Here is a 25,688-nt window from a genome sequence, read left to right on the forward strand (position 1 = left end):
CGGCAAGACGCCGCTGACGATCCGGCCAAGACCGGGCTGCGACCGACCTACGGCCGGACTACGACCCTACGATCGTCGCCAGGAACTCACCTGTCCAGGACAATAGTTCGCGCCCGACCAGCGGCTTGCCGCCGACCTTCGCCGTCTTCGGGCGCGGTACGAGCAGCTGGCTGTTGGCGGGCTTGATGACCGTGCCCGGGTGCAGGCGCTTCAGGCGGAGTTCCTGGGACTCGCGGAGCTCCACCGGGGCGAAGCGGATGTTGTTGCCCTGCAGGACGATCTCGCCGACCCCGCACGCCCGCGCGAGCATCCGCAGGCCCGCCACCAGGAGCAGGTTCTCCACCGGCTCGGGCAACTTGCCGTAGCGGTCGGCGAGTTCCTCGCGTACCGCCTTGATGTCCTCCTCGGTGCTGGCCGAGGCGATGGAGCGGTAGGCCGCCAGCCGCAGCCGCTCGCCGGGGGCGTAGTCGTGCGGGACATGGGCGTCGACCGGCAGCTCGATCTTGACCTCCAGCGGCGGTTCCTCCTCCACACCGCCCTCCAGCGAGGCGCGGTAGTCCGCCACCGCCTCGCCGACCATCCGTACGTACAGGTCGAAGCCGACGCCCGCGATGTGGCCCGACTGCTCGCCGCCGAGCAGGTTGCCCGCGCCACGGATCTCCAGGTCCTTCATCGCCACGTACATGCCCGCGCCCATCTCCGTGTGCTGGGCGATGGTGGCGAGCCGCTCGTGGGCGGTCTCGGTGAGCGGCTTCTCCGGGGGGTAGAGGAAGTAGGCGTAGCCGCGCTCGCGGCCACGGCCGACCCGGCCGCGCAGCTGGTGCAGCTGGGAGAGGCCGAAGTTGTCGCCGCGCTCGACGATCAGGGTGTTGGCGTTGGAGATGTCGATGCCCGACTCGACGATGGTCGTGGAGACCAGGACGTCGAACTTCTTCTCCCAGAAGTCGACGACGACCTGCTCCAGGGCCGTCTCGGACATCTGGCCGTGGGCGGTCGCGATCCGCGCCTCGGGGATGATCTCGCGCAGCCGGGCGGCCGCGCGGTCGATGGACTCCACGCGGTTGTGGATGTAGAAGACCTGGCCCTCGCGCAGCAGTTCACGGCGGACCGCGGCGCCGATCTGCTTCTCCTCGTACGGGCCGACGAAGGTCAGCACCGGGTGCCGCTCCTCGGGCGGGGTGGTGATCGTGGACATCTCGCGGATGCCCGTCACCGCCATTTCGAGCGTACGGGGGATGGGGGTGGCCGACATCGTCAGCACGTCGACGTTCGCGCGGAGCTTCTTCAGCTGCTCCTTGTGTTCCACGCCGAAGCGCTGCTCCTCGTCGACGATGACCAGGCCCAGGTCCTTGAACTTGGTCTCGGACGAGAAGAGGCGGTGGGTGCCGATGACGATGTCGACGGCGCCCTCGCGCAGGCCGTCGAGGGTCGCCCTGGACTCGGTCTCCGTCTGGAAGCGGGACAGCGCCCGTACCGCCACAGGGAACTGCGAGTAGCGCTCGGAGAACGTGCCGAAGTGCTGCTGGACCAGAAGCGTGGTGGGCACCAGGACCGCCACCTGCTTGCCGTCCTGCACCGCCTTGAAGGCCGCCCGTACGGCGATCTCGGTCTTGCCGTAGCCGACGTCGCCGCAGATCAGCCGGTCCATCGGGACGGACTTCTCCATGTCCTCCTTGACCTCGGCGATGGTGGTCAGCTGATCGGGGGTCTCGACGTACGGGAAGGCGTCCTCCAGCTCGCGCTGCCAGGGGGTGTCCGGGCCGAAGGTGTGGCCTGGCGCCGCCATCCGCGCGGAGTACAGCTTGATGAGGTCCGCGGCGATCTCCTTGACCGCCTTCTTGGCGCGGGCCTTCGTCTTGGTCCAGTCGGCGCCGCCGAGGCGGTGCATGGTCGGGGCCTCGCCGCCGACGTACTTGGTGATCTGCTCCAGCTGGTCGGTGGGGATGTAGAGCCGGTCCCCGGGCTGGCCGCGCTTGGCGGGGGCGTACTCGACGACCAGGTACTCGCGGGTCGCGCCCTGCACGGTGCGCTGCACCATCTCGACGTAGCGGCCGACGCCGTGCTGCTCGTGGACGATGTAGTCGCCGGGCTCCAGGGTGAGCGGGTCGATGGTCTTACGGCGCCTGGCGGGCATCCGGGTGCCGTCCTTGCCGGCCGCGCGCTGGCCGGTCAGGTCGGTCTCGGTGAGGACGGCGAGCCGCAGGGCCGGGTCGACGAAGCCGTACTCGATGGAGCCGCAGGCGACGTGCACGACGGACGGGGCGATCTCGGCGAGGTCGCCCTCAAGCCGGGCGGCGATGCCTTCGCCGCCCAGGACCTCGACGGTGCGGGCGGCCGGGCCGTGCGCCTCGGTGACGTAGACGGTCCGCCAGCCGTCGGCGTTCCACTGCTTGGTGTCGGCCAGGGCGCGCGCGGTGTCGCCGCGGTACGTCTCCGGGGCGTGCATGCCCAGCTTGAGGGTGTCCGCCTCGGCGAAGTCCCCGAACTGGGCGAACTCCCCGTCGGCGGCGAACGGCGACACCGACCACCACATCATGCCCAGCTCACGGGCCCGGTCGCGGACGTCCGCGATGCCCCACAGCGAGGCCGCGTTCACATCGATCGGCGCCTGGCCGCCACCCGCGGTCGCCGCCCAGCTGGCCTGCAGGAACTCCTGGCTGGTGGCCACCAGGTCGGCGGCCCTGGTGCGCACCCGCTCGGGGTCGCAGACCACGGCCATGCTGCCCTTGGGCAGCACGTCGAGCAGCAGCTCCATCGCGTCGACGAGGACCGGAGCCAGTGACTCCATGCCCTCGACCGCGATTCCCTCGGCGATCTTGCCGAGCAGCTCGCCCAGTTCCGGGTGCTGCTCGGCGAGGGCCGCGGCCCGCTGCCGTACGTCATCGGTCAGCAGCAGCTCGCGGCAGGGCGGTGCCCACAGGCCGTGCTCGGCGATCTCCAGGGAGCGCTGGTCGGCGACCTTGAAGTAACGGATCTCCTCGACGTCGTCGCCCCAGAACTCGATCCGCAGGGGGTGTTCCTCGGTCGGTGGGAAGACGTCCAGGATGCCGCCGCGCACCGCGAACTCGCCGCGCTTCTCGACCAGCTCCACGCGGGCGTACGCGGCGGCCGCGAGCGCCTGCACGACCTCCTCCAGGTCCGCCGAAGCGCCCCGCTTGAGGCTGACGGGCTCCAGCTCACCGAGGCCCTTGACCTGCGGCTGGAGCACCGAGCGGATCGGGGCCACGACGACCGAGACCGGGCCGGTCTCCGGGTCGTCGGTGCTCGGATGCGTCAGTCGGCGCAGCACGGCCAGGCGGCGGCCGACCGTGTCCGAGCGCGGCGACAGCCGCTCGTGCGGCAGCGTCTCCCAGGAGGGGTAGTCGACGACGGTGTCCGGCGGCAGCAGCGAGCGCAGCGCGGCCGCCAGGTCCTCGGCCTCCCGCCCGGTGGCCGTCACGGCGAGCACCGGCCGCCCCGCCTCGCGGGCCAGCGCGGCGATGGCGAACGGGCGGGCGGCGGGCGGGCCGACCAGGTCGACATGCATGCGGTTGCCGTCCTGGGCGGCCTGCACCGCTTCGGCGAGTGCGGCGTCCTTGACAACGGCGTCGAGCAGACCGTGCAGGCTCATGAAGGCGATTTCCGTCCAGGAAGAGGAAGCAGGGAGTACGCGACGCCTGGGCAGTACGGGGGCGCACTGGCCCTGCGAGGCGTACGGAGGTGTACGGGGTGGCAACGCAAGCCGCCCGACACGTCGAACGGGCCGGGGCTCCCAGCCTACGACGTCCCACCGACAGCCACGGGAAGACCGGCCACGTGCGCGAAAGCGGCGCGCCACCCTGCCCGTCTGCGCCCGGCGGCCTCCCCGGACTCATCCCTCCCGAACCGCGACCATCAATGGAGCAACCACAACGGCGACCAGCCACATCCGCGAAAGCGGCGCCGGCTTAGGCGCAAGTAGTGTCTTCTCGCATGACCAGCGCCCAGCTCACGGCGGCCCGCGCCGCGGACCCCGCACCGCCCGACATACCCGGGCCGGTAGCGCAACGACCTCCGCGCTCCCGGCAGCTCGCCCCGTACTTCCTGGCCACAGGCCTGTTCGTGGCGTACAGCGTGATCTCGGTGAGCCGCTTCCGGCAGCTGCGGACCATGTCCTGGGATCTGGGCATCTTCGAGCAGGCCGTACGCGGCTACGCGGGGCTCCAGGCCCCGATCGCCGACCTCAAGGGCCCGGGCGCGCACATACTCGGCGATCACTTCAGCCCCATCACCGCGCTGCTCGCCCCCGTCTACCGGCTCTTCCCCTCGCCCCTCACCCTGCTCATCGCCCAGGCCGCGCTGCTCGCGCTGTCCGCCGTCCCGGTCACCCGGGCCGCCACCCGGCTGCTGGGTCCGGGGCGCGGGCTCGCGCTCGGCGTCGCGTACGGCCTGTCCTGGGGGCTCCAGCGTGCCGTCGACTTCGACTTCCACGAGATCTGCTTCGCGGTCCCGCTGATCGCCTTCGCCCTGGAGGCGGTCCTGCGCGAGCGGTGGCGGGCCGCGCTGGGGTGGGCGCTGCCGCTGGTGCTGGTCAAGGAGGACCTGGGGCTGACCACGGCGGCGATCGCGCTGGTGGTCGTGGTGCGCGCGCGGCGGACGTCGCCGCGCGCCGTCCCGTACGCGATCGGCGTCGCGGTCTTCGGGGCGGTGGCCGCGCTGCTCACCTTCACGGTCCTGATTCCGGCCTTCAACACGACGGGGGCGTACGGCTACTGGGACAAGATCGGCGGCGGGGGCGGGCCCTTCGACGGCCTCGGCACCAAGCTGCGGACGCTGGGCTGGCTGCTGCTGCCGCTCACCGGGCTGCTGGCGCCGCGCTCCCCGCTGCTGCTGGTCGCGCTGCCGACCCTCGGCTGGCGGTTCGCGTCGTCGGAGAGCCACTACTGGGACACCAACTGGCACTACAGCGCGGTCCTGATGCCGGTCCTGATCCTGGCTCTCGCCGACGCGATCGACATCGCCCGCCGCAGCGCGCGCCCGAGGCTGCGGTCGTACGCGCTCCACCTGCCCGCCGCCGTCGCCGCGGCCTCGCTGGCGCTGAGCACGGCGCTGCCGCTGGCACGGCTGACGGAGGCCGACACGTACCGCAAGAGCGAGCGGGTGGTCGCCGTGGAGCGGCTGCTCGACCGGATTCCGGACGGTGCGACGGTCGAGGCGAACATCGGCCCGATCAGCCGTCTCACCTCGCGCTGCCGGGTGTTCTGGGTGGGCAGGGCCGAGGGCGTCACGCCGGACTTCATCGCGTTGGACAACCGGGCGGGCTGGGCCAAGGATCCGGAGGGGTTCGCGGAGCGGCTGCATCCGCGCGCGGATTACGCGGAGGCGGGGGCGGCCGGGGGCTTTGTGCTGCTGAAGCGGCGCGTCTAGGGCGGAAGACCGACTGAGGCGGAAGACGGTCCAGGGCGGACAGACCTGAGAGCGCGTGGAGCTGGTTGCTCCCCCGCCAGGACTCGAACCCGGACAGATGGCACCAAAAGCCACAGTGCTGCCAATTACACCACGGGGGATGGAACGACCCAGGCCATAGGCCAGACGTCGCGTCAGGCTGTTGGCCGGGCTGCACACACTATGCCGTATCGACTGCCCACGATGCGACGGGTAGGGGTTCACGGACGATCTCGGTCACCTCATCGAAGTTGGCTCGAACGCGCGCTCGGACACCCCGCGAAGCCATCGGAAAACCGGATGCGCTCGCCCGTAGTCTGGAAGGCATGACCACAACGGGGGTAGACCACCAAGAAACGGCCGGGGGGCCGTGGTGGTGGGAACGGCGGCGCGGTGCCGCACTGGACATCGGGCTGGGGGTGGCGTCGGCCGCGGAGTGCGCGGTCGAGGGCGCCACCTTCGCCGGCAAGGCCGGACTGCCGGTGGCGGTCGGCGTGATCATCGGAGTGGGCACCGGCGCCACGCTGGTGCTGCGGCGGCGGTGGCCGGTCGCCGTCGTCCTGGTGGCGATCGCGGTGGCACCGGCCAGCATGGGCTTCCTGCTGACCGTGGTCGGCCTCTACACCCTGGCCGCTTCCGACGCGCCGCGCCGGATCATCGCGGTGCTGGCGAGTATGTCGGTGACCGCGTCGACGATCGTGACGTTCATCCAGATCCGGGAGGATGTCACCACCGGAGCCCTGGATATCAGCGAGGGATTCGTCCCGTTCATCGCGCTCTCGGCCTCGCTCGGGGTGACGGCTCCGCCGGTGCTGTTCGGCCTGTACGTGGGGGCGCGGCGGCGGCTGATGGAGAGCCTCAGGGAACGCGCGGACAGCCTGGAGCGGGAGTTGCAGCTACTCGCCGAGCGCGCCGAGGAACGGGCCGGGTGGGCCCGTAGCGAAGAGCGGACCCGCATCGCCCGCGAGATGCACGACGTCGTCGCCCACCGGGTGAGCCTGATGGTGGTGCACGCGGCGGCCTTGCAGGCGGTGGCGCGGAAAGACCCGGAGAAGGCGGTCAAGAACGCGGCACTGGTCGGGGACATGGGGCGCCAGGCGCTGACCGAGCTGCGCGAGATGCTCGGCGTCCTGCGGAACCAGGACGGCGGCACGACCACCGCCACCCCCTCCCCTTCCGTTTCCGCCTCCGCGGCGGTACCGCTGGCGGCGGTGGGGGTCGCGGCCGCGGCGGCGGCCGAGGCCGCGTCAGATGTACGGGACGACGACGGGCCGTGGCTGGCCGAGCTGGAGGAGCTGGTGGGGCAGTCCCGGGCGGCCGGGATGGTCCTGGAGTTGTCGGTCGACGGCGAGCCGGAGTCGTATCCGCCGGAGGTCGAGCAGACCGCGTACCGGGTGATCCAGGAGGGCCTGACCAACGTGCACAAGCACGCCCCCGGCGCGAAGGTCCAGGTCCGGCTGGCTCACCGGGGCGGCGAGGTCGCCATGCAGGTCGAGAACGACCCGGCGCCCGAGGCGGACCCACACGCCGTGCGCCTGCCGAGCGGTGGCAACGGCCTGCTGGGCATGAAGGAACGCGTCACGGCGCTCGGCGGGGTGTTCGTGTCGGGCCCGACGGACGCGGGTGGCTTCCGCGTGTCCGCGGTCATTCCCACGAGCCGGTAGGCCCGGTGGGCCCGGTGGGCCCGGTAGGCCCCCTGTTACGCGCGGCGGCCGGGGCCGTCAGGCGGGGGTCAGCCGGGTCGGGAGGGTGCCCGAGAGCAGCGTGCCCAGGGCGTCGTCGACGCTCGGGCCCAGGTACCAGTCGCCGCTGTGGTCCAGGCTGTACACCCGCCCCCGCTCGTCGATGGCGAGCAGCGCCGCGCTGTCCGGCTCCTCGCCCAGCGGGCAGACCTCGGTGCCGAGCGCCCGCCCCAGGTCGCCCAGGGTGCGGGCCATGTGCAGTCCGCACAGCGGGTCGAGGTGCAGCGTGGCGGGCGCGAGGTGCCGCCCGGGCCCCACCGGGGTCACGCGCAGCCCGCCGAACTCGGCCCAGGCCTCCACCGCGGCGGGAAACACCACATGCCGGTGCCCGACCGGCGACGCGTACTCGCGCAGGGTGTCGGCCCAGTACTCGGCCCGCTTGATGTCCCAGCGGCCCGGCTGCCAGCCCGCCCCGCGCAGCGCGGCGTCGACCTGGACGGGGAAGCGGGTGGCGGAGGTGCGGTCGGTGGCGGCGGCCATCAGTTCTGGCTCCCGTTTCCGGTCGGGTCGACGATGTGTACGCCGAAGTGGTCGGCGAGCGCCGTACAGGAGCGGCAGGGCGGGGCGAAGGTGCCGTGCAGCGGATCGCCGTCCTCGCGGATGCGGCGCGCGGTGAGCTTGGCGTGTTTGAGCGCCTTGCGGGCCTCGCCCACGGCGAGCGGTTTGCGCTGGGCGCGCTTGGACCGGCCCGTCTCGTACGCGGTGAGCCGCCGGGAGATCAGGATCGTCTCGGGGCAGCGGCCGGTGAAGCGCTCCCGCTGCGCCGTGGTGAGCGTGTCCAGGAAGTCCTGGACGAGCGGGTGCAGCGCGGGGGCGGTGTCCGAGCGGGCCGCCGTGCCGGTGAGGGTGTCCCCCCGTACGGAGAGCGCGGCGGCCACGGTGGGCAGGATGCCGTCCCGGCGCTGGTGCAGTACGGGCGGCGGCGGTGCGTCGAATCCGGTCGCCGTGGCGGTGGCCGTGGCTGCGGCCGTGGCTGTGGCCTTGGCGCTCCAGCTGAGCCGGGGGTCCCCGGTGTGCGGATGGTGTGCGGTGTACATGGTCGTCGTACGTCCCTCCCCGTGCCCTGCGGCGTTAACCGCTTCGGCACTCCCCCGAGTGCGGGAAACAGACTGTCAAATGGGGCGCGTGGTGCGGTAGCTGGCGCGGCGTATGGGGTGTGGACTTTGTCTCACCGTCACCGACCGGTGATCAGCGGTGGACCGCTGGTCACCGAAGCGGAGCCCCGGTGACCGGTGCCCCGTCACCACATAGGCTGTGCCCATCCGTCATCCGTATCCATCAGCTGTGCCGCAGGGGGCAACCGCCATGACGACAGGTCGGCTCGGGCAGCAAGCCGCGCCGCCGAACGCGGCCTACGCCGGGCAGGTCGTGCACTTCCCGGACCCGGTCCGGGCCGCGCGCCACCCCAGAGGTGTACGCGTGGACAGCCAGGGCTACCCGGACTTCTCGCCGTACGCGGGCGCCTCGGCGGAGATCGCCGAGCCCCCGGAGGGTTTCGGCATCGACGAGCTGCGCCTCACGGACTACGTGTCGGCGAACGCCGCGCTGGCCGCCGACGGGCACGCGCTGTGGAGGTCCATCCCCGCGGTGGCGACGCCGCATGGCTGGACCTGGCACCACGCCGTCGGCACCCGCCGCCTGGACCTGGTCCCGGTCGAGGTGAAGGCGCTGCTGCGGCACCACGGCGGCCTCGCGACGGCCCCGGTCGACCAGGCCAAGCGCGGCACCCGCCCGCTCCAGGACCCGCGGCCCGCGCACTTCGGACTGCCGAAGTCGGACGCGTTGGCGGTGAGCGAGCAGCGGCTGCTCGGCATCGAGGAGGACCTCGGCTACCGCCTGCCGGGCGCGTACCGCACGTTCCTGAAAGCCGCGGGCGGCTGCGCGCCGGTGGGCACCGCGCTCGACGCGGAGCTCGGGCTCCTGGTCGACCAGCCGTTCTTCACGGTGCGCGGCGAGGCCTCGGTCAGCGACCTCGGCTACGTCAACAAGTGTCTGCGTGATCACCTGACCAAGGACTACCTGGCTGTCGGATTCGTCCAGGGCGGGATTCTGGCCGTCAAGGTGCGGGGCGAGCGGGTCGGCTCGGTCTGGTTCTGCGCGTACGACGACGCGCGCGACCAGGACGGCTGGGCGGTCGGCGAGCGTGTGGAGCGGCTGCTGCTGCCGTGCGGAGATGACTTCGACGCCTTCCTGGCTCGGCTCGCGGGCAACCCCCCGGAGCTGGAGACCGTGGCGAATCTGATGGTGGACGGCGGCTTCGCGCGCGCCGTTCCCGTACCGGCTGAGGGGTGAGCGCGTTGGTGACCTTCGCGCAGGCGCAGGAACGCGCCGAACAGTGGATCAACGGCGGGATGCCCTCGTACCAGCACCGCGAGGTGCGGGTACGGGAGTTCGAGCTGGGCTTCGTCGTGTGGGCGGAGGACCGCGAGGACGGTCCGCGCTCCGACGGCGGGCAGCAGCGGCTGGTCATCGCCCGGGACAGCGGCGAGGCCACGCTGTGGCCCGGGCTGCCGGTGGGTGACGTCATCCGCCGGTACGAGGAGGAGTACGGCGTTCCGGAGGACGCGCCGGAGCCCGCGGCGGCGGAGCCTGAGCGGGTCGACCTGAACCAGACGTCGTTCCTGCTGTCGCCGCCGGAGTGGCTGCAAGAGGCGGCGGACAACATGGGCATCCCGGACCGCCGCGCTTCGGCGTCGGGGTCTGGTGCGTCCGGGGCCGGTGCGCCCGCGGACGCACCGGCCCCGGGGTCCACGCCCCCCGCAGGATCCGCGGCGCCCTGGGCCGCCGCACCAGAGGCCACGTCCCCGGAGCCCGCGGCCTCTGCCCCCTCAACCACTGCCCCCTCAACCACTGGCTCCTCCACCGGAGGCGCCGCCGCCTCCACGTCACCCTCCTCGGGCTTCTCCACCGACGCGTCCGCCAGCGGCGGTACGGGTACGGGCGGACCCGCGGACGGATCGGCATGGCCGGACGCGAGCAGCTCGCACGGCGGGCAGCACCCCGGCGCCCCCAACGACACAACCGCAAGCGGCAACAGCGGCGGGCCCTCGGACGGACCCGCATGGCCGGGTGCGGGGGGCTCGCAGGGCGGGCAGAACCCGGGCGGCACCGGCGACGCGGCCGACAGCGACCGTACCGGCGGGGCCCCGGCCGGAGCCCCGTGGCCGGACGCGGGCGGCGGCTCGCAGAGCTCGCCCGCTGCCTCCGACGATGCGGCTGCCAGCGGTGAGTCCGCGGCCGGATCGGCGTGGCCGAGTGCGGGTGGTTCGCACGGTGGGCGGCAGGACAGCGGCGCGGCCCCCGGCGGCGGGTCAGCGTGGCCCAGTGCGGGTGGCGCGCAGGGAGCGGCGGGGTCCGGTGACGTGGCCGCGACCGCGGCCGGGGTGCCCGACGGGTCCACGCCGTGGGCCGGTACGGACACCAACGCGGACGGGGACGACCGCTCCGTACCCGCGCCCGCGACGGTCTTCGCGCCCCCGCTCTCGGGCAACGACGCCGACGACACCCCGCCGCCAACCGTGGCCCCGGACGCCCCGACGGCCCTGATGTCCGGCGGTAGCCAGCTTCCCAAGACCACCGTGGCCCGGGCGTTGGATGTCCCCGGCGCGGAGAACTCTTCGTCGTACGGCTACCCGCAGCCGCAGCCGCAGTCACAGCCCGAGCCGCAGCAGACCGCTGCCGGGCCCGGTGGCGCCGGGGATATCTCGGATGCCGCCACCAGCAAGGCGATGGGACCGCCGCGCGGAGCACGCGGCGGTGGGCCGTCGACCCCGCCGCCACCGAGCGCGCCCGGCACGCCCGGCGCGCCGTCCGGTGGCACGCCGCCGCCGTCGGGCCCGGGTACGCCGGGTAACCCGGCCGGGGGCTACGTACCGACGCAGCTCGTCTCCCAGCTCGGCCCGGACGGACCGCAGCCGCCGCCCCAGCCGCCGACCCCGCCGCCCGGTGGGGGCGACAGCGGCGGCGGTGTGCACCACGCCGCGACGATGCTGGCCGACCCGAGCCAGGGCGGCGGCCTGTCCGTGCCCAAGCCTCCCGGCGCTCCCGGCACCCCCGGGGCCCCGCAGCCTCCGGGCCCGCCCGGGACCCCGGGTACGCCGCCCGGTGGCGTGCACCACGCGGCCACGATGTTCGCCGACCCGAGCCAGGGCGGCGGCCTGTCCATGCCCAAGCCCCCCGGCGCACCCGGCACCCCCGGGGCACCCCAGCCTCCCGGCCCGCCCGGAGCCCCGGGAGCCCCTGGCGCCCCGCAGCCTCCCGGCGCACCCGGCGCACCCGGCGGCGGTGTCCACCACGCCGCCACCATGTTCGCCGACCCGAGCCTCGGCGGCGGCGCCCCCGCCGCACCACAGCCCCCGGGCCCGCCCGGAGCCCCGGGAGCCCCGGGCGGCACGCCCGGCATGGCCCCGCCGCCCGGCGCCCCCCAGCCCCCCGCCGCGTACGGCTATCCGCAGCCGCCGCCCGGCCAGCCCACCGTCGGCCCCGGCTACCAGGCCGTGCTGCGCTACCGCGCGCAGGACGGGTCCGAGCAGCAGCTCATCCGCCGCTCGGCGCCCGGCACCCCGCACCCCGAGTGGCAGATGCTGCACGAGCTGCGCGCGATGAACGTCTCGCCGCAGCAGGTGCTCGAACTCCACACCGAGCTGGAGTCCTGCGAGCTGCCCGGCGCGTACTGCGCCCGGATGATCCGGGAGACCTGGCCGCAGGCCCGGATCACCTCGATCGCCCCGTACGGCAGGGATCACGCCAGCCGTCAGCAGGGCATGCGGCAACTGCTCGCGCACCAGGGCGAGCTGCACCAGGTCGCGGACGGCCCGGCACGTCCGGGCCCGGTCCGCGCGCCGCTGCAGCCCGTACAGCCCGCGCCGCCGGTTCCGCCGGACGCGGTGGGACACGAGCTGATGGGCGCCTTCGGGCCGCAGGGCGTGTTCCGCTTCGACCAGCGCGCGGTGTCCCGCGCGGGCGTGCCGGAGATCGTCGCGCACACGCTGGTGTGGGCCGGGCTGCCGCTCGACTTCAACCCGTTCTTCTGGGCGCAGGCCCAGCCGGGCCGCCCGGTGCCGACGCTCGCCGAGCTGGCGCAGGAGCGCCAGGTGCAGCCCGCGTCCGACGCGGGGTCGTACCTGGTCATGGGCAGCGACTTCGGGCGCGCGATCTGTGTGCAGTACGGCACGGCGCACATCGTCGCCGTGCCCGTCGAGGCGGGCCCTGGCGGCGCCCCGGTGCCGCCGCAGTTCGTGAACACGGGGCTGCCCGAGTTCGTCCGCTGTCTGGCGCTGCTCGGCCGGATGTGGCGGCTGCGGACGGGCCTGAACCAGGAGCAGGCCGCGCGCTGGACGATCGACTTCCAGCAGCAGCTGGCGGCGCTCGACGCGGCGGCGCTCGGCTCGCCCGAGAGTTGGTGGTCGGTGCTGCTGGAGCAGATGTGGGACGGCCTGCTTTAGGCACAGGCTTAGCCCGGCTGGTCGCACACCCAAGGGGGCGCCTCGTCTCAGGACGGGGCGCCCCCGCGTGCGTGCGGAGTGTCGCGTTATGGGCGCTTCGGGCCGATCCACCAAGATGTGGGGCGTAGCAGCAGCACATCGAAGGGGTTCCAGGATGCGTACACCGTCGTCCCCCCACGGCTTCGACGTCGTACGGCGCCGCGGCTACCGAATCGAGCAGACCGACGCGTACGTCACCGAACTGTCCCGGGACCGGGACGCCGCATGGGAGCGGGCCGCGCGGCTGACGGTGCTGGAGCGGGAGATGTCGGCGGAGGCGGAACGGCTCCGTACCGTGGTCGCGCAGCTCGCCCCGCAGACGTACGAGGTACTCGGCGGGCGCGCCCAGGCGATCCTCGCGGCGTGCGAGGAGGAGGCGGACGCCGTACGGACCGCCGCGCGCGAGGACGCCGCGCGAGCGGCGGAGGCGGACACGGCGTACGAGACCGCGCTACGGGACGCGGCGCGCGCCTACGCCGAAGCGGTACGGGAGGAGGCCGACGAGCGGGCCCGGCAGTCGCTGGTCGTCGCGCAGAGCCGCGCGGACGACGCGAGGCTCGCGGCGCGCCGCGAGGTGAAGGACGTACGGGGCGAGGCGCTGGCGGCGCTGCGGGATGTACGTCAGCGCTCCGAGGAGATGCTCACCGCACTCGGCAAGGAACAGGCCGAGCGCTGGGACGAGGCGGGCCGCGATGAGGCGGCCCGCGAGGCCGAACAGGAGGAGCTGCACGCGGAACTCCTGACGGCCGCCGAGGCACAGGTATCGGAGGCCAAGCGGGCGTTCGCCGAAGCGGAGGAGTCGGCCCGGCACGGCCAGGAGGACGCCGAAGCGCGCGGCGCGGAGCTGGTGGCGGCGGCGAAGGCCCGGGCCGACCGCGTCGCCCGCGAGACGGACCGGGTCCTGCGCGAACACGCGGAAGCCGCCGAGGAACTCCGCTCCCACATGGACCACGTCCGCACCAGCCTCACGGCTCTCACCGGCCGAGCCCCGGTCGAGGACACCCCCTAGGGGGGTGTCTCCCGATCGTCGCGGGCCCGCGACGCCTGGCACGGGCGCCTCGGACCACCGCCGAATCACCCAAGTACGTCCCGTACGAGGGTGATCCGGCCGCACGCCAACGCATCGCGTCAGACGCCGCAGGCGGATCCGCGAAGATCGGAGAGACGCCGCTAGGACTTGTCCGCACGCGGCGTCGCGTCCTCGCGTCGCGGCGGCGCGACCCCCTCGCCCGAAGGCGCGGGAGGCTCCGGCTCCGGCTCCGGCTCCGGCTCCGGCTCCGGCTCGAGCTCCGCCCCAGTCCCAGTCCCAGTCTCCTGCGCCAGGACCGGAAACCTGCGCGGCGCGAGCAGCAGGAGCGCGAGCAGGGCGAGTCCGGCCGCGCAGGCTCCGCCCAGGTAGACCCACTCGACCGCCGCGTCGACCGCCCGGCGCAGATGGTCGGCGTCCGGGCCGGGGTGGGTGAGCGAGCGGGCGACCGCGTCGAGGTCACCCGCGCCGCCGAGGCGCGCGGCGAGCACGCCGTTGGCGACGGCCCCGAAGAGCGCCGCGCCCACGGTCTGCCCGATCTGACGGTAGAAGAGGACCGAGGCGGTCGCGGTCCCGCGTTCGGCCCAGCCGACCGTCGACTGCACGCCGACGATCAGCGGGAGTTGGAAGAGCCCGAGCGCCGCGCCAAGCAGCAGCATCAGCAGTGCGGGCTGCCATGCCGCCCCCGGATAGGGGAGCAGAGGGAAGGCGAGCAGGGTGAGTCCGGCGAGGGTGATGCCGATCACCGCGGTGTCGCGGAAGCCGATCCGGTTGTAAACGTGCTGGCTGAGCGCCGCCGACAGGGGCCAGCTCAGGATCATCGCGGAAAGGACGAACCCGGCCTGGGTCGGGCTCAGTCGCAGTACGGACTGGGCGTACGTCGGCAGGAAGACCGTGGGCACGACCATCAGCAGCCCGAGCGCGCCCAGCGCGAGATTGACCGCGGCGATCGTGCGCCGCCGCCACACCCAGCCGGGTATCACCGGCTCGGCGGCCCGTCGCTCGATGACCACGACGGCCGCCGCCAGCACCAGCCCGATGCCGAAGAGCAGCAGCGAGGGCGGGGAGAGCCACGGCCAGGCGACTCCGCCCTGCACCAGCGCGGTGAGGACCACGCCACCACACGCGAACACGGCGAGCGCGCCCGCCCAGTCGATCCGCGCCCGGTCGGTCCGTGCCCCAGGGCCCCGTTCCCGTACCGGCTCATGCAGGTGGCGGATGACGAAGAACAGGGCCAGCAGGCCGGTCGGGACGTTCACCAGGAAGATGAACCGCCAGTCGGCGTAGGTGGCGATCAGCCCGCCGATCCCGGGCCCCGCGAGCGCCGACGCGGCCCATACGGTGGACAACTTGGCCTGGATCTTGGGGCGTTGCTTGAGCGGGTACAGGTCGGCGGCCAGGGTCTGCACGGTCGACTGGATGGCGCCGCCGCCGAGTCCCTGGACGACCCGAAAGGCGATCAGGGCCGCCATGTTCCAGGCGAAGGCGCAGAGTACGGAGCCCAGCAGGAACAGCGCCATACCGGTGATCAGCACCGGCTTGCGGCCGAAGGTGTCGGAGAGTTTGCCGTAGACGGGGATGGTGACGGTGACGGCGAGCAGATAGCCGGAGAACAGCCAGGAGAAGACGGAGAAGCCGCCGAGGTCGGCGACGATCTGCGGCACGGCGGTCGCGATGACCGTGGCGTCGAGGGCGGCCAGCGCCATCGCGAGCATCAGCGCGGCGACCACGGCCCGCCGCTTGCGGCTCTCTCCCGCCTCTCCCGCCGCTCCCACTGAAGTCCTTTCCCTATGCATCTACCTGCTCCCGGGACACCCTCTCATCCGATCCTCGCGGGGCGGGAGGGTCTGGGCCCCTGAGGAGGCGTCCTCCTGGGGTCGCAGACCCCTAGGGGAACCTCGGTAGTCCGGGCGGGGGGCAGCTCGTACCGGCGGAGGACGAGCCGCGCGACCTGGCGTCCTAGCGTGGAATCACCGGCCACACCTGCGGTGAGCACGACAGACGGGGTGGGGTTTTCCCCAGGATCAAGACGGGGCCGGGCACCAGCGCGCCCGGCACCCTCCGCCCAACAGACTGAGTGCGTACGGCGGGTGGTGCACGGCATCACCCGATATCGGCGATACGAGGAGAGTTACCGTGACAACGGCTGTAAGCATTCCCAGGCACGGGGGTACTGGAGGGCGTACGGCCGTCGCGGCACGAGCGCGGCAGGTCGTGAAGGCCTACGGCTCGGGCGAGACCCGGGTCGTCGCGCTCGACCACGTCGATGTGGACATCGCCCGCGGCCAGTTCACCGCGATCATGGGCCCGTCGGGCTCGGGCAAGTCGACGCTGATGCACTGCCTCGCGGGGCTGGACGTCGTAAGCGGCGGGCAGATCTTCCTCGACGAGACCGAGATCACCGGCCTCAAGGACAAGAAGCTGACGCAGCTGCGCCGGGACCGGATCGGGTTCATCTTCCAGGCGTTCAACCTGCTGCCCACGCTCAGCGCGCTCGAGAACATCACGCTGCCGATGGACATAGCGGGCCGTAAGCCAGACCGGGAGTGGCTGAACCGCGTGGTGGACACCGTCGGCCTGGCCGGGCGGCTGAAGCACCGGCCCAGCGAGCTGTCCGGTGGCCAGCAGCAGCGCGTCGCGGTGGCCCGCGCGCTGGCGGCTCGACCGGAGATCATCTTCGGCGACGAGCCCACCGGAAACCTCGACTCGCGCTCCGGCGCCGAGGTGCTCGGCTTCCTGCGCCAGTCCGTGGACGAGCTGGGCCAGACCATCGTGATGGTCACCCATGACCCGGTGGCCGCCTCGTACGCGGACCGGGTGCTGTACCTCGCGGATGGCCGGATCGTCGACGAGATGCACCAGCCGACCGCCGACCAGGTCCTGGACCGCATGAAGGACTTCGACGCCCGGGGGCGTACGTCATGACCGTCCTGAAAACCTCGATGCGCAACTTCTTCGCGCACAAGGGACGGATGGCGCTCTCGGCCGTCGCGGTCCTGCTGTCGGTGGCGTTCGTCTGCGGCACGCTGGTCTTCACCGACACGATGAACACCACGTTCGACAAACTCTTCGCGGCGAGCGCCCCCGATGTCACGGTCAGCCCCAAGTCCGCGGAGAGCGAGGACGAGGCACCGCGGACCGGCAAGCCGGAGGCACTGCCCGCTTCCGCCGTGGAGCGGGTGAAGCAGGCGGACGGCGTGAAGTCCGCCGAGGGCTCCGTCTCCAGCATGAGCGTGACGGTCGTCAACTCCGAGAACAAGAACATGGGTTCCAGCAGTGGCGCCCCGACGATCGCCGGAAACTGGACCACCAACGAACTCCGCTCCATGGAGATCAGCAAGGGGCACGAACCGCGCGGCCCGACCGAGGTGATGGTCGACGGCGACACCGCCGAGAAGCACAACCTGAAGATCGGCGACGAGCTGCGCACCATCGCCGTCACCGGCGACTTCACTGCCAAGATCACCGGTATCGCCTCGTTCAAGGTGACCAACCCCGGTGCCGCCATCGTCTTCTACGACACGGCGACCGCGCAGAAGGAACTCCTCGGCGCCACTGACGTGTTCACCCATGTCAACGTCGCGGCGGCGCCCGGTGTCAGCCATGAGCAGCTGAAGAAGAACGTCAGCGCCGAGCTGGACGGCGCCTTCACGGTGCGGACCCAGCAGGAGACCGCGCACGCCAACCGTGAGGACGTCGGCTCCTTCCTGGACGTCATGAAGTACGCGATGCTCGGCTTCGCCGGAATCGCCTTCCTGGTCGGCGTCTTCCTGATCATCAACACCTTCTCGATGCTGGTCGCCCAGCGCACCCGCGAGATCGGCCTGATGCGGGCCATCGGCTCCTCCCGCAAGCAGGTCAACCGCTCGGTGCTGGTCGAAGCGGTACTGCTCGGCGTCTTCGGCTCGATCCTCGGTGTCGGCGCGGGAGTCGGGCTCGCCATCGGTCTGATGAAGCTGATGTCGGGCCTGGGCATGGAGCTGTCCACCCAGGACCTCACGGTCAGCTGGACGACCCCGGTGATCGGTCTGGCGCTGGGTGTCATCGTCACGGTGCTCGCCGCGTACATCCCGGCCCGCCGGGCGGGCAAGGTCTCCCCGATGGCGGCCCTGCGGGAGACGGGGACCCCTTCGGGCGGCCGGGCCAGCGCCGTACGCGCCGTCATCGGCCTGGTCCTGACGGGCGTGGGCGGCTTCGCCCTGTACCTCGCGGGCACCGCCGACCGGGCGAGCGACGGGTCGCTGTGGCTCGGTCTTGGTGTGGTGCTCAGCCTCGTCGGGTTCGTGGTGATCGGGCCGGTGCTCGCGGGCGGTGTGGTCCGGGTGATCAGCGCGCTGGTGCTGCGGATGTTCGGCCCGGTCGGGCGGATGGCCGAGCGCAACGCCCTGCGCAACCCCCGCCGTACGGGCGCCACGGGTGCGGCCCTGATGATCGGCCTGGCGCTGGTCGCCTGCCTGTCGGTGGTCGGGTCCTCGATGGTCGCCTCGGCCACCGAGGAGCTGGACAAGTCGGTCGGCGCGGACTTCATCATCCGGAACGAGCAGTTCAACCCGATGGTGCCGAAGGACGAGGAGGCGGTGACGAAGACCCCGGACCTCGCCCATGTGACCCGGGTCAAGGAGGTCAAGGCGACCCTGACCGCCCCGGACGGCTCGACCCAGTCCGAGGAGTTCGTCGCGACCGACGCGACCTACACCAAGGATCTGCGCCGCGAGACCGTCGCCGGTGACCTGTCGGCGGCGTACGGCAAGAACGCCATGTCCGTCGGCGACATCTACGCCGCCAAACACGGCGTCAAGGTCGGCGACGAGCTGACGGTCGCCTTCGACCGTGGCCGGACGGCCACGCTCAAGGTCGCGGCGATCACTTCGGATGACACGAGCCTCGACAAGGGGGCGAAGTACACCAACATCACCACCGCGGCCGCCTATGTCCCAGCCGACCAGATGCCGCAGAACATGATGATCCTCGCCGAGGCCCGGGAGGGTAAGGCCGACGAGGCCTACGCGGCCCTCAAGGCCTCGCTCGCCGACTCCCCCGCCGTCAAGGTGCAGAACCAGGCCGACTACAAGGAGGACCTCAAGAACCAGGTCGGCCAGCTCCTCAACATCGTCTACGGCCTGCTCGCGCTGGCGATCATCGTCGCGGTACTCGGCGTCGTGAACACGCTCGCCCTCTCCGTGGTCGAGCGCACCCGGGAGATCGGCCTGATGCGGGCGATCGGTCTCTCCCGCCGCCAGCTGCGCCGCATGATCCGTCTGGAGTCCGTCGTCATCGCGCTCTTCGGCGCGCTGCTCGGACTCGGGCTCGGGATGGCCTGGGGCGCGACCGCGCAGAAGCTGCTCGCCCTGGAGGGGCTGAAGGTCCTGGAGATCCCCTGGACCACCATCGGCACGGTCTTCGTCGCCTCGGCGTTCGTGGGTCTGTTCGCCGCGCTGGTCCCGGCATTCCGGGCGGGCCGGATGAACGTACTGAACGCGATCGCCACCGAGTGATCGCCACCGAGTAAGTACGACCGTCGGCCCCGAGACGCTGCGCGCGGCGTCCCGGGGCCGTCACGCGTTCCGTACGCCCTGCCGCACGCCCTTCCGTACGCCCATCTGTGGGCCGCGTACTACGCCCCGGTATCCTGCGGGTGTCCACCTCCCAGAGCATCGAAGCCGAAGGGCACCCCTTTGAGCGCCAACTGCCCGGCCGCCGCCGTCGTCGTTCTCGCAGCGGGTGAGGGCACCCGTATGAAGTCGAGCACCCCCAAGGTCCTGCACGAGATCTGTGGCCGGTCACTGGTGGGCCATGTGGTCGCCGCCGCTCGGGAGCTGGACCCGCGGGAGCTGGTCGTGGTCGTCGGACACGGGCGGGAGCTGGTCACCGCGCATCTCGCGCAGGCCGACCCGGCCGCCCGTACCGCCGTGCAGGAGCAGCAGAACGGCACCGGCCACGCCGTACGGATGGGCCTGGAGGCCCTCGGCGGCGGGGGCCGGGTGGACGGCACCGTCATCGTCGTGTGCGGCGACACCCCGCTGCTCACCGGCGAGACCCTGCGCAGCCTCGCCACTACCCACACCACGGACGGCAACGCCGTGACGGTGCTGACCGCCGAGGTGCCGGACGCCACCGGGTACGGGCGGATCGTGCGGGACGAGGCGACCGGCGCGGTCACCGCGATCGTCGAGCACAAGGACGCCAGCGACGTCCAGCGCGCCATCCGGGAGATCAACTCGGGGGTCTTCGCCTTCGACGGGCAGCTGCTGGCGGACGCGCTCGGCAAGGTCCGTACCGACAACAGCCAGGGTGAGGAGTACCTCACCGACGTACTCGGGATCCTGCGCGAGGCCGGGCACCGGGTCGGCGCCTCGGTCGCGGGCGACCACCGCGAGATCGCCGGGATCAACAACCGGGTGCAGCTCGCCGAGGCACGCCGCAGCCTGAACGACCGGCTGCTCACCGAGGCCATGCTGTCCGGTGTGACGGTGGTGGACCCGGCCACGACGTTCATCGACGTGACGGTGACGTTCGAGCCGGACGCGCTGGTGCACCCCGGTACGCAGCTGCTCGGCGCCACGCACCTCGCCGCCGGCGCCGAGGTCGGCCCGAACTCCCGGCTGAGGGACACGCGCGTCGGCGCGGGCGCCCGGGTGGACAACACCGTCGCGGAGGGCGCCGAGGTCGGCGAGCAGGCGACGGTCGGGCCGTACGCCTATCTGCGTCCCGGCACCCAGCTCGGGGTGAAGGCCAAGGCCGGTACGTACGTGGAGATGAAGAACGCCGTAATCGGCGACGGCACCAAGGTGCCGCACCTGACCTACGTCGGTGACGCGACGATCGGCGAGCAGTCGAACATCGGCGCCGCGAGCGTGTTCGTGAACTACGACGGTGAGGCCAAGCACCGCACCACGATCGGCTCACACTGCAAGACGGGCTCGGACAATATGTTTGTGGCGCCTGTCACGGTCGGGGACGGCGCCTACACCGCCGCCGGCTCGGTGATCACCAAGGATGTGCCGCCCGGTTCGCTGGCGGTCGCCCGGGGCCAGCAGCGGAATATCGAGGGCTGGGTGGCTCGTAAGCGTCCGGGCAGCGCCGCCGCGAAGGCGGCTCAGGCCGCTGTCGCGGAGCCGGACAGCGAGAGCTGACCGGAAACAGGTGCGTCGAACACCGCGTAACGTGGTAGACGCACACATCGGGTGTCCGGAGGGTTTCCCTCCGGGAAACGGCTGGCTCGCGCGACGTGAACTCGCGGCCAGAGACGCCAGAGAACACGTCTGAGGAGACAGTGCTGTGACCGGGATCAAGACGACCGGCGAGAAGAAGCTGATGCTCTTCTCCGGCCGCGCCCACCCCGAGCTCGCCGAGGAGGTCGCACACCACCTGGGTGTCGGCCTCGTCCCGACCAAGGCCTTCGACTTCGCCAACGGCGAGATCTATGTGCGCTACCAGGAGTCGGCGCGCGGGGCGGACTGCTTCCTGATCCAGAGCCACACGGCTCCGATCAACAAGTGGATCATGGAACAGCTGATCATGATCGATGCGCTGAAGCGGGCCTCGGCCCGGAGCATCACCGTGATCGTCCCGTTCTACGGCTACGCCCGCCAGGACAAGAAGCACCGCGGCCGTGAGCCCATCTCGTCCAAGCTGATGGCCGACCTGATGAAGACCGCGGGCGCCGACCGTATCGTCGCCGTCGACCTGCACACCGACCAGATCGTCGGCTTCTTCGACGGCCCGGTCGACCACCTCTTCGCGCTGCCGATCCTCGCGGACTACGTGGGCACCAAGGTCGACCGGGACAAGCTCACGGTCGTCTCCCCGGACGCGGGCCGGGTGCGCGTCGCGGACCGCTGGTGTGACCGCCTCGGCGCCCCCCTCGCCATCGTGCACAAGCGCCGGGACAAGGACGTCGCCAACCAGGTCACCGTCCACGAGGTCGTCGGTGATGTCGAGGGCCGGGTCTGTGTCCTGGTCGACGACATGATCGACACCGGTGGCACCATCTGCGCCGCGGCCGACGCCCTGTTCGCGCACGGCGCGGAGGACGTCATCGTGACGGCCACCCACGGTGTGCTGTCCGGCCCGGCCGCCGACCGCCTGAAGAACTCCAAGGTCAGCGAGTTCGTCTTCACGAACACGCTGCCCACGCCTGGCGAGCTCGACCTGGACAAGATCACGGTCCTGTCGATCGCGCCGACCATCGCGCGTGCGCTGCGCGAGGTCTTCGAGGACGGCTCGGTGACGAGCCTCTTCGAGGACGAGGCGAACTAGACACCTGCGAGCTTGCCCGCAAGATCCTTTTGAGTGCGGCCTCCCAGCCGAGTAGACTGTCAAAGTTGCTCGGCGAGGGAGGCCGCACTTTCTGTGTGCGGCGGTCCGTTATCGACGCGCTCTTCGTAGCAGGCCAGTCGTGGCCGGGTAACCACCACTGGTTTTTCTCATACGAGGAGTGCACACATGGCCGAGCTGAAGATCACCGCCGAGACCCGCACCGAGTTCGGCAAGGGCGCCTCCCGCCGTCTCCGTCGCGAGGACAAGCTGCCCGCCGTCGTCTACGGCCACGGCACGGACCCGGTCCACATCGCCCTTCCGCACCACGACACGCTGCTCGCGCTGCGTACCTCGAACGTCCTGATCAACCTGGACATCGACGGCCGCAGCGAGCTCGTCATCCCCAAGGCCGTCCAGCGTGACGTCCTGCGCACCGGCATCCTCACGCACGTCGACCTGATCATCGTGAAGCGCGGCGAGACCGTCAGCGTCGAGATCCCGGTGCACGCCGAGGGCGACCTGGCCCCGGGCGCCAACCTGCTCGAGTACGTGCTCAACGCGCTGCCGGTCGAGGCCGAGGCCACCCACATCCCCGAGTCGATCACCGTCTCGATCGCCGGTCTCGACGCCGGTGACTCGGTCCTCGCCAAGGACATCACCCTCCCCAAGGGCGTCTCCCTGGACGTCGACGGCGACACCGTCGTCCTGCAGATCCTGGCCGCGCAGGCCGAGGAGGCCCCGGCCGAGTCCGCCGAGGGCGCGACCACCGAGGCCTGAGCCTCGCGTAGCTCGTACACGTAGTACGTCAGTGCCGGGTACCGTCTGCCAGGACGGGCCCGGCACTGACGCTTGCGGCACACCCCTGACGTGCGAACACGGACACGGAGATACGCAGATGACCACGCCGGACGCCAGCTCAGCCCCCTGGCTCATCGTGGGTCTGGGCAATCCAGGCCCCGGCTACGCGGACAACCGCCACAACGTCGGGTTCATGGTCGCTGACCTGCTCGCCGAGCGGATCGGCGGCACGTTCAAGCGGCACGGCAAGGCCCAGGCGCAGGCACTCGAAGCCCGGATCGGCCCGCCAGGACCCGGCAGCCGCCGCGTCGTGCTGGCAAAGCCCATGTCGTACATGAACCTCTCCGGCGGCCCGGTCACCGCGCTGCGCGACTTCTACAAGGTGCCCACGGCCAACATCGTGGCCATCCACGACGAGCTGGACATCGACTACGGCGCGCTGCGCCTGAAGCTGGGCGGCGGTGACAACGGCCACAACGGTCTGAAGTCCATCACCAAGTCCTTGGGCCCCGACTACCACCGAGCCCGCTTCGGCGTCGGCCGCCCGCCGGGACGCATGCAGGTCGCCGACTTCGTCCTCAAGGACTTCTCCGCGACGGAACGCAAGGAGCTGGGCTACCTCGTCGACCGGGCTGCGGACGCGGTGGAGTGCCTGATCCTGGACGGCCTGGAGCGCGCGCAGTCCACGTACAACTCCTGAGTCAGCTGATCGCCCCGTCTTTGACGGCCTCCACGAACGACGCCCAACCAGCGTGGGGGATGAGCAGCGCCGGACCGCTGGGGACCTTGCTGTCGCGGACCGGGACCACGCGGGGAAGGCCGTCGGCGACTTCCACGCAGCTGCCGCCTTGGCCGTCGCTGTACGAGGACTTGCGCCAGGTTGCCGCGCTCAGGTCGGGTCCAGTGCTCATGGTGTCGAGTGCTCCTCCGCCGCCGATTCCAGCAGACCCAGGGACGCCTCCGGCGACAGTGCGGCAGCCCTGACGCGATCGTATGACCTCTGGTACTGCTCAACCAGCCCGGGATCTTCGATGAGTTGTCCGCTCCCCGCGCCTTCCGCGTACACGACTGCCGGAGCGTCGCTGAACGTCAGGAGCGAGGTCATTCCGTTGATGAACGCCTCAGCGGATGCCGCGAAGGGAAGAACCTGCAACACCACAAGGGGCGTTCGCCCCAGGTTGACGAGGTGTCGCAGCTGCCCGCCCATGACGTCGCGGCCTCCCATGGGGACCCGGATCACCGTTTCATGGAGAACAGCCCACAACAACGGGCCCGTTGTGGCGCCCAGGATCCGCTGACGCTCAGTCCGGAGCTGGACGAGTTCCGCGATCTCGTGCGGGTCGGCGTAGGGCAGGGTGACCTGAGTAACCGCCCGCGCGTACGCCTCCGTCTGCAACAACCCCGGCACCAGCATCGGCGCGTACTCGCTGATCGTCTTCGCCAGCTTCTCCAACTCCGCCGCATCAGCGAAGTAGTCCGCGTGCTTGGACTTGCGGGCCAGGCGGCACAGCCGCTGGAAGTGCTCGCCCGTCCCGAACTCCCCGTCGAACAGGCGGGAGAGATCCGGCTGCGGCCGTCTCGTCGCGGACTCGAACTGGCCGATGTACGCGCCCGAGCAGAAGGCCTTCGCCCCCAGCTGCTCCTGCGACCATCCCATCTCCTCCCGCTTACGGCGGAGTTCGGCACCGTAGAAGGATCTCGGGTTGGTGTACGGGTCCAGGCTCTTCGGCTGCGCCATCGATAACGCCCCCTCGTACGCCGCGCTGTGCGCCACACCGACGCCCATCCCTACCGAGGGTAGCGACATATGGCCACACCGTGAGCATGTTGACCGAATACCGCCCCATGGCCAAGGATCGCGGCCATGCCCCCCACAGCCGCCGTCCCCCTGTTCACCACCCATGGCCTGCTACGCGCCGGGCGGCGCGTCGGCTCGGTACTGCTCGTCGTGCTGCTGCTCGTCGCGGGCGCGTGGACGTCCTGGGACACCGCCCGGCATGTGATGCTCACCAGCGGCCAGGAGCGCGGCACGATGACCGTGACCCGCTGCGACGGCGACACCTGTACGGGGTCGTACGCCCCGTCGACCGAGGGGGCCAAGCCCCGCGACCGCGTCGTGATCGAGCGGTCGATCGGCGAGCACAAGGGCGCCACCGTGCCGGTCGCGATCAAGGCGGGCTCGGATGACGTCGTACGGATCGGCGGCGCGGGCTTCCTGTACGCCTGGGTGCCGCTCGGCGGCGCGCTGATGCTGGCCGGGGTGGTCATCGGGGGCGGGCTGCGGCTGACGCGGGCCGCGTGGGCTACGGGGTTGGCGGGGGCGGCGCTGCTGGTCGCGGCGTTTGTCGCGCTGTGAGGGTTACAGCTCGTCCACGGCGGTCAGGTCGATGTCGATGTCGTACGGCACCGTGGTCTTGACCTGATCGTGGTAGATGCCGGTCAGCGCGTAGGTGCCGGATGCTGTGCCCAATTGATAGATCTGCACGGCGGGGTTCTCGTCCTCTCCCATCTCGACCAGCCAGAAGTGGGGGATACCCGCCGCCGCGTACTTGTGCGGCTTGGTCTGGTGATCGCGAGCCTCCGAGTCCGGCGACACGACCTCAATCGCAAGCAGCACGTCGGACGCCGCGTAGTAAGTCTGGTCAGGACCGGTGACAGCTTCGGCGTGAACCACGGAGATATCAGGCTCGGGACCGTTGCGCGGGTCGAGAACAACGATCATCTCGCGCCTGACCCTCAGAATCGACGGAAGCGTACCGCGCAGCCCGCTGACCAGCAGGTCGATCACATTGGCATGGAAATTGCGCTGCGGACTCGCGAAGACCAGGCTCGCGTCGATCAGTTCGGTGTGCGGCGGGAGATCAGGCAGCGTGAACAGGTCGTCCACGGTGTATCCGTTCTCGGGCGGCCGCGGCCAGTGATACCGCTGGAGCCGCTCGACGGACTCGGCAGGCATGCTTTCTCCCATGGACGGGA

General features: G+C 71.5%; 19 protein-coding genes and 1 tRNA gene. 12 read left to right on the plus strand and 8 right to left on the minus strand.

Features of this window, described 5'->3' with window-relative positions; all coding sequences use genetic code 11:
* Positions 1-58: 58 nt before the first annotated feature.
* On the minus strand, positions 59-3,610 hold the full coding sequence (gene mfd / locus GCN81_RS26270; RefSeq protein ID WP_156726973.1) for a transcription-repair coupling factor: 3,552 nt from the start codon (positions 3,608-3,610) through the stop codon (positions 59-61).
* 341 nt (positions 3,611-3,951) lie between these two features.
* Between mfd and GCN81_RS26275 the strand changes: the two genes are divergently transcribed.
* Positions 3,952-5,385, plus strand: coding sequence for a DUF2079 domain-containing protein (locus GCN81_RS26275; RefSeq protein ID WP_156726974.1), 1,434 nt, complete (start codon positions 3,952-3,954; stop codon positions 5,383-5,385).
* 68 nt (positions 5,386-5,453) lie between these two features.
* Here the strand turns inward: GCN81_RS26275 and GCN81_RS26280 are convergent.
* Positions 5,454-5,525, minus strand: a tRNA-Gln gene (locus GCN81_RS26280).
* A 204-nt stretch (positions 5,526-5,729) separates the two neighbouring features.
* Between GCN81_RS26280 and GCN81_RS26285 the strand changes: the two genes are divergently transcribed.
* A complete protein-coding gene (locus tag GCN81_RS26285; protein ID WP_156726975.1) occupies positions 5,730-7,067 on the plus strand; it encodes a sensor histidine kinase in 1,338 nt (445 codons plus the stop codon).
* Between the two features lie 57 nt (positions 7,068-7,124).
* Here the strand turns inward: GCN81_RS26285 and GCN81_RS26290 are convergent, their stop codons facing one another.
* Complete coding sequence (locus GCN81_RS26290; RefSeq protein WP_156726976.1) at positions 7,125-7,625, minus strand: SUKH-3 domain-containing protein; 501 nt, start codon at positions 7,623-7,625, stop codon at positions 7,125-7,127.
* A complete protein-coding gene (locus GCN81_RS26295) occupies positions 7,625-8,182 on the minus strand; it encodes a YwqJ-related putative deaminase (RefSeq protein ID WP_156726977.1) in 558 nt (185 codons plus the stop codon). Before GCN81_RS26295 ends, GCN81_RS26290 begins: the two co-directional genes overlap by 1 nt.
* Positions 8,183-8,450: 268 nt before the next feature.
* Between GCN81_RS26295 and GCN81_RS26300 the strand changes: the two genes are divergently transcribed.
* From GCN81_RS26300 to GCN81_RS26310, 3 genes are all read left to right on the plus strand, one after another.
* Positions 8,451-9,437 carry an SMI1/KNR4 family protein gene (locus tag GCN81_RS26300; protein ID WP_156726978.1) on the plus strand — a complete coding sequence of 329 codons (987 nt, stop codon included), beginning with the start codon at positions 8,451-8,453 and terminating at the stop codon, positions 9,435-9,437.
* A 5-nt stretch (positions 9,438-9,442) separates the two neighbouring features.
* Entirely contained in the window at positions 9,443-12,589 is a 3,147-nt protein-coding gene (locus GCN81_RS26305) for an SUKH-4 family immunity protein (protein WP_156727173.1), read from the plus strand.
* A gap of 154 nt (positions 12,590-12,743) precedes the next feature.
* Positions 12,744-13,637, plus strand: coding sequence for a coiled-coil domain-containing protein (locus GCN81_RS26310; protein ID WP_156726979.1), 894 nt, complete (start codon positions 12,744-12,746; stop codon positions 13,635-13,637).
* Between the two features lie 161 nt (positions 13,638-13,798).
* On the opposite strand, the gene GCN81_RS26315 is transcribed toward GCN81_RS26310, so the two are convergent.
* A complete protein-coding gene (locus GCN81_RS26315; protein ID WP_407698022.1) occupies positions 13,799-15,451 on the minus strand; it encodes an MFS transporter in 1,653 nt (550 codons plus the stop codon).
* 340 nt (positions 15,452-15,791) lie between these two features.
* On the opposite strand from GCN81_RS26315, the gene GCN81_RS26320 reads away from it, so the two are divergent.
* The 6 genes from GCN81_RS26320 to pth all read left to right on the plus strand — a co-directional run bounded on the left by GCN81_RS26320 (position 15,792) and on the right by pth (position 23,412).
* On the plus strand, positions 15,792-16,580 hold the full coding sequence (locus GCN81_RS26320; protein ID WP_156726980.1) for an ABC transporter ATP-binding protein: 789 nt from the start codon (positions 15,792-15,794) through the stop codon (positions 16,578-16,580).
* Positions 16,577-19,150 carry an ABC transporter permease gene (locus GCN81_RS26325; protein ID WP_156726981.1) on the plus strand — a complete coding sequence of 858 codons (2,574 nt, stop codon included), beginning with the start codon at positions 16,577-16,579 and terminating at the stop codon, positions 19,148-19,150. Before GCN81_RS26320 ends, GCN81_RS26325 begins: the two co-directional genes overlap by 4 nt.
* A 180-nt stretch (positions 19,151-19,330) precedes the next feature.
* Positions 19,331-20,788, plus strand: coding sequence for a bifunctional UDP-N-acetylglucosamine diphosphorylase/glucosamine-1-phosphate N-acetyltransferase GlmU (gene glmU, locus GCN81_RS26330; RefSeq protein WP_156726982.1), 1,458 nt, complete (start codon positions 19,331-19,333; stop codon positions 20,786-20,788).
* 145 nt (positions 20,789-20,933) lie between these two features.
* The gene (locus tag GCN81_RS26335) at positions 20,934-21,914 is read left to right on the plus strand and encodes a ribose-phosphate diphosphokinase (protein ID WP_156726983.1); all 981 of its coding nucleotides are present in this window, start codon (positions 20,934-20,936) and stop codon (positions 21,912-21,914) included.
* A gap of 186 nt (positions 21,915-22,100) precedes the next feature.
* Entirely contained in the window at positions 22,101-22,691 is a 591-nt protein-coding gene (locus GCN81_RS26340) for a 50S ribosomal protein L25/general stress protein Ctc (RefSeq protein WP_156726984.1), read from the plus strand.
* Positions 22,692-22,809: 118 nt separating this feature from the next.
* Positions 22,810-23,412, plus strand: a complete 603-nt coding sequence (pth, locus tag GCN81_RS26345) for an aminoacyl-tRNA hydrolase (RefSeq protein WP_156726985.1) — start codon at positions 22,810-22,812, stop codon at positions 23,410-23,412.
* 1 nt (position 23,413) lies between these two features.
* On the opposite strand, the gene GCN81_RS26350 is transcribed toward pth, so the two are convergent.
* Both GCN81_RS26350 and GCN81_RS26355 read right to left on the minus strand, forming a co-directional pair.
* Positions 23,414-23,623, minus strand: a complete 210-nt coding sequence (locus GCN81_RS26350; protein WP_156726986.1) for a DUF397 domain-containing protein — start codon at positions 23,621-23,623, stop codon at positions 23,414-23,416.
* The gene (locus tag GCN81_RS26355) at positions 23,620-24,498 is read right to left on the minus strand and encodes a helix-turn-helix domain-containing protein (protein WP_231626977.1); all 879 of its coding nucleotides are present in this window, start codon (positions 24,496-24,498) and stop codon (positions 23,620-23,622) included. Before GCN81_RS26355 ends, GCN81_RS26350 begins: the two co-directional genes overlap by 4 nt.
* A 78-nt stretch (positions 24,499-24,576) precedes the next feature.
* On the opposite strand from GCN81_RS26355, the gene GCN81_RS26360 reads away from it, so the two are divergent.
* A complete protein-coding gene (locus GCN81_RS26360) occupies positions 24,577-25,068 on the plus strand; it encodes a hypothetical protein (RefSeq protein WP_156726987.1) in 492 nt (163 codons plus the stop codon).
* A gap of 3 nt (positions 25,069-25,071) precedes the next feature.
* On the opposite strand, the gene GCN81_RS26365 is transcribed toward GCN81_RS26360, so the two are convergent.
* Positions 25,072-25,668, minus strand: coding sequence for a Uma2 family endonuclease (locus GCN81_RS26365; protein ID WP_231626978.1), 597 nt, complete (start codon positions 25,666-25,668; stop codon positions 25,072-25,074).
* Between the last annotated feature and the right edge of the window lie 20 nt (positions 25,669-25,688).

The organism is Streptomyces apocyni, assembly GCF_009739465.1.
GTDB lineage: Bacteria > Actinomycetota > Actinomycetes > Streptomycetales > Streptomycetaceae > Streptomyces > Streptomyces apocyni.

Coding starts and splice junctions, on each gene's coding strand:
- mfd (WP_156726973.1), bottom strand. CDS start 3,610: ATGAGCCTGCACGGTCTGCTCGACGCCGTTGTCAAGGACGCCGCACTC.
- GCN81_RS26275 (WP_156726974.1), top strand. CDS start 3,952: ATGACCAGCGCCCAGCTCACGGCGGCCCGCGCCGCGGACCCCGCACCG.
- GCN81_RS26285 (WP_156726975.1), top strand. CDS start 5,730: ATGACCACAACGGGGGTAGACCACCAAGAAACGGCCGGGGGGCCGTGG.
- GCN81_RS26290 (WP_156726976.1), bottom strand. CDS start 7,625: ATGGCCGCCGCCACCGACCGCACCTCCGCCACCCGCTTCCCCGTCCAG.
- GCN81_RS26295 (WP_156726977.1), bottom strand. CDS start 8,182: ATGTACACCGCACACCATCCGCACACCGGGGACCCCCGGCTCAGCTGG.
- GCN81_RS26300 (WP_156726978.1), top strand. CDS start 8,451: ATGACGACAGGTCGGCTCGGGCAGCAAGCCGCGCCGCCGAACGCGGCC.
- GCN81_RS26310 (WP_156726979.1), top strand. CDS start 12,744: ATGCGTACACCGTCGTCCCCCCACGGCTTCGACGTCGTACGGCGCCGC.
- GCN81_RS26315 (WP_407698022.1), bottom strand. CDS start 15,451: ATGCATAGGGAAAGGACTTCAGTGGGAGCGGCGGGAGAGGCGGGAGAG.
- GCN81_RS26325 (WP_156726981.1), top strand. CDS start 16,577: ATGACCGTCCTGAAAACCTCGATGCGCAACTTCTTCGCGCACAAGGGA.
- GCN81_RS26340 (WP_156726984.1), top strand. CDS start 22,101: ATGGCCGAGCTGAAGATCACCGCCGAGACCCGCACCGAGTTCGGCAAG.
- pth (WP_156726985.1), top strand. CDS start 22,810: ATGACCACGCCGGACGCCAGCTCAGCCCCCTGGCTCATCGTGGGTCTG.
- GCN81_RS26350 (WP_156726986.1), bottom strand. CDS start 23,623: ATGAGCACTGGACCCGACCTGAGCGCGGCAACCTGGCGCAAGTCCTCG.
- GCN81_RS26355 (WP_231626977.1), bottom strand. CDS start 24,498: ATGGGCGTCGGTGTGGCGCACAGCGCGGCGTACGAGGGGGCGTTATCG.
- GCN81_RS26360 (WP_156726987.1), top strand. CDS start 24,577: ATGCCCCCCACAGCCGCCGTCCCCCTGTTCACCACCCATGGCCTGCTA.
- GCN81_RS26365 (WP_231626978.1), bottom strand. CDS start 25,668: ATGCCTGCCGAGTCCGTCGAGCGGCTCCAGCGGTATCACTGGCCGCGG.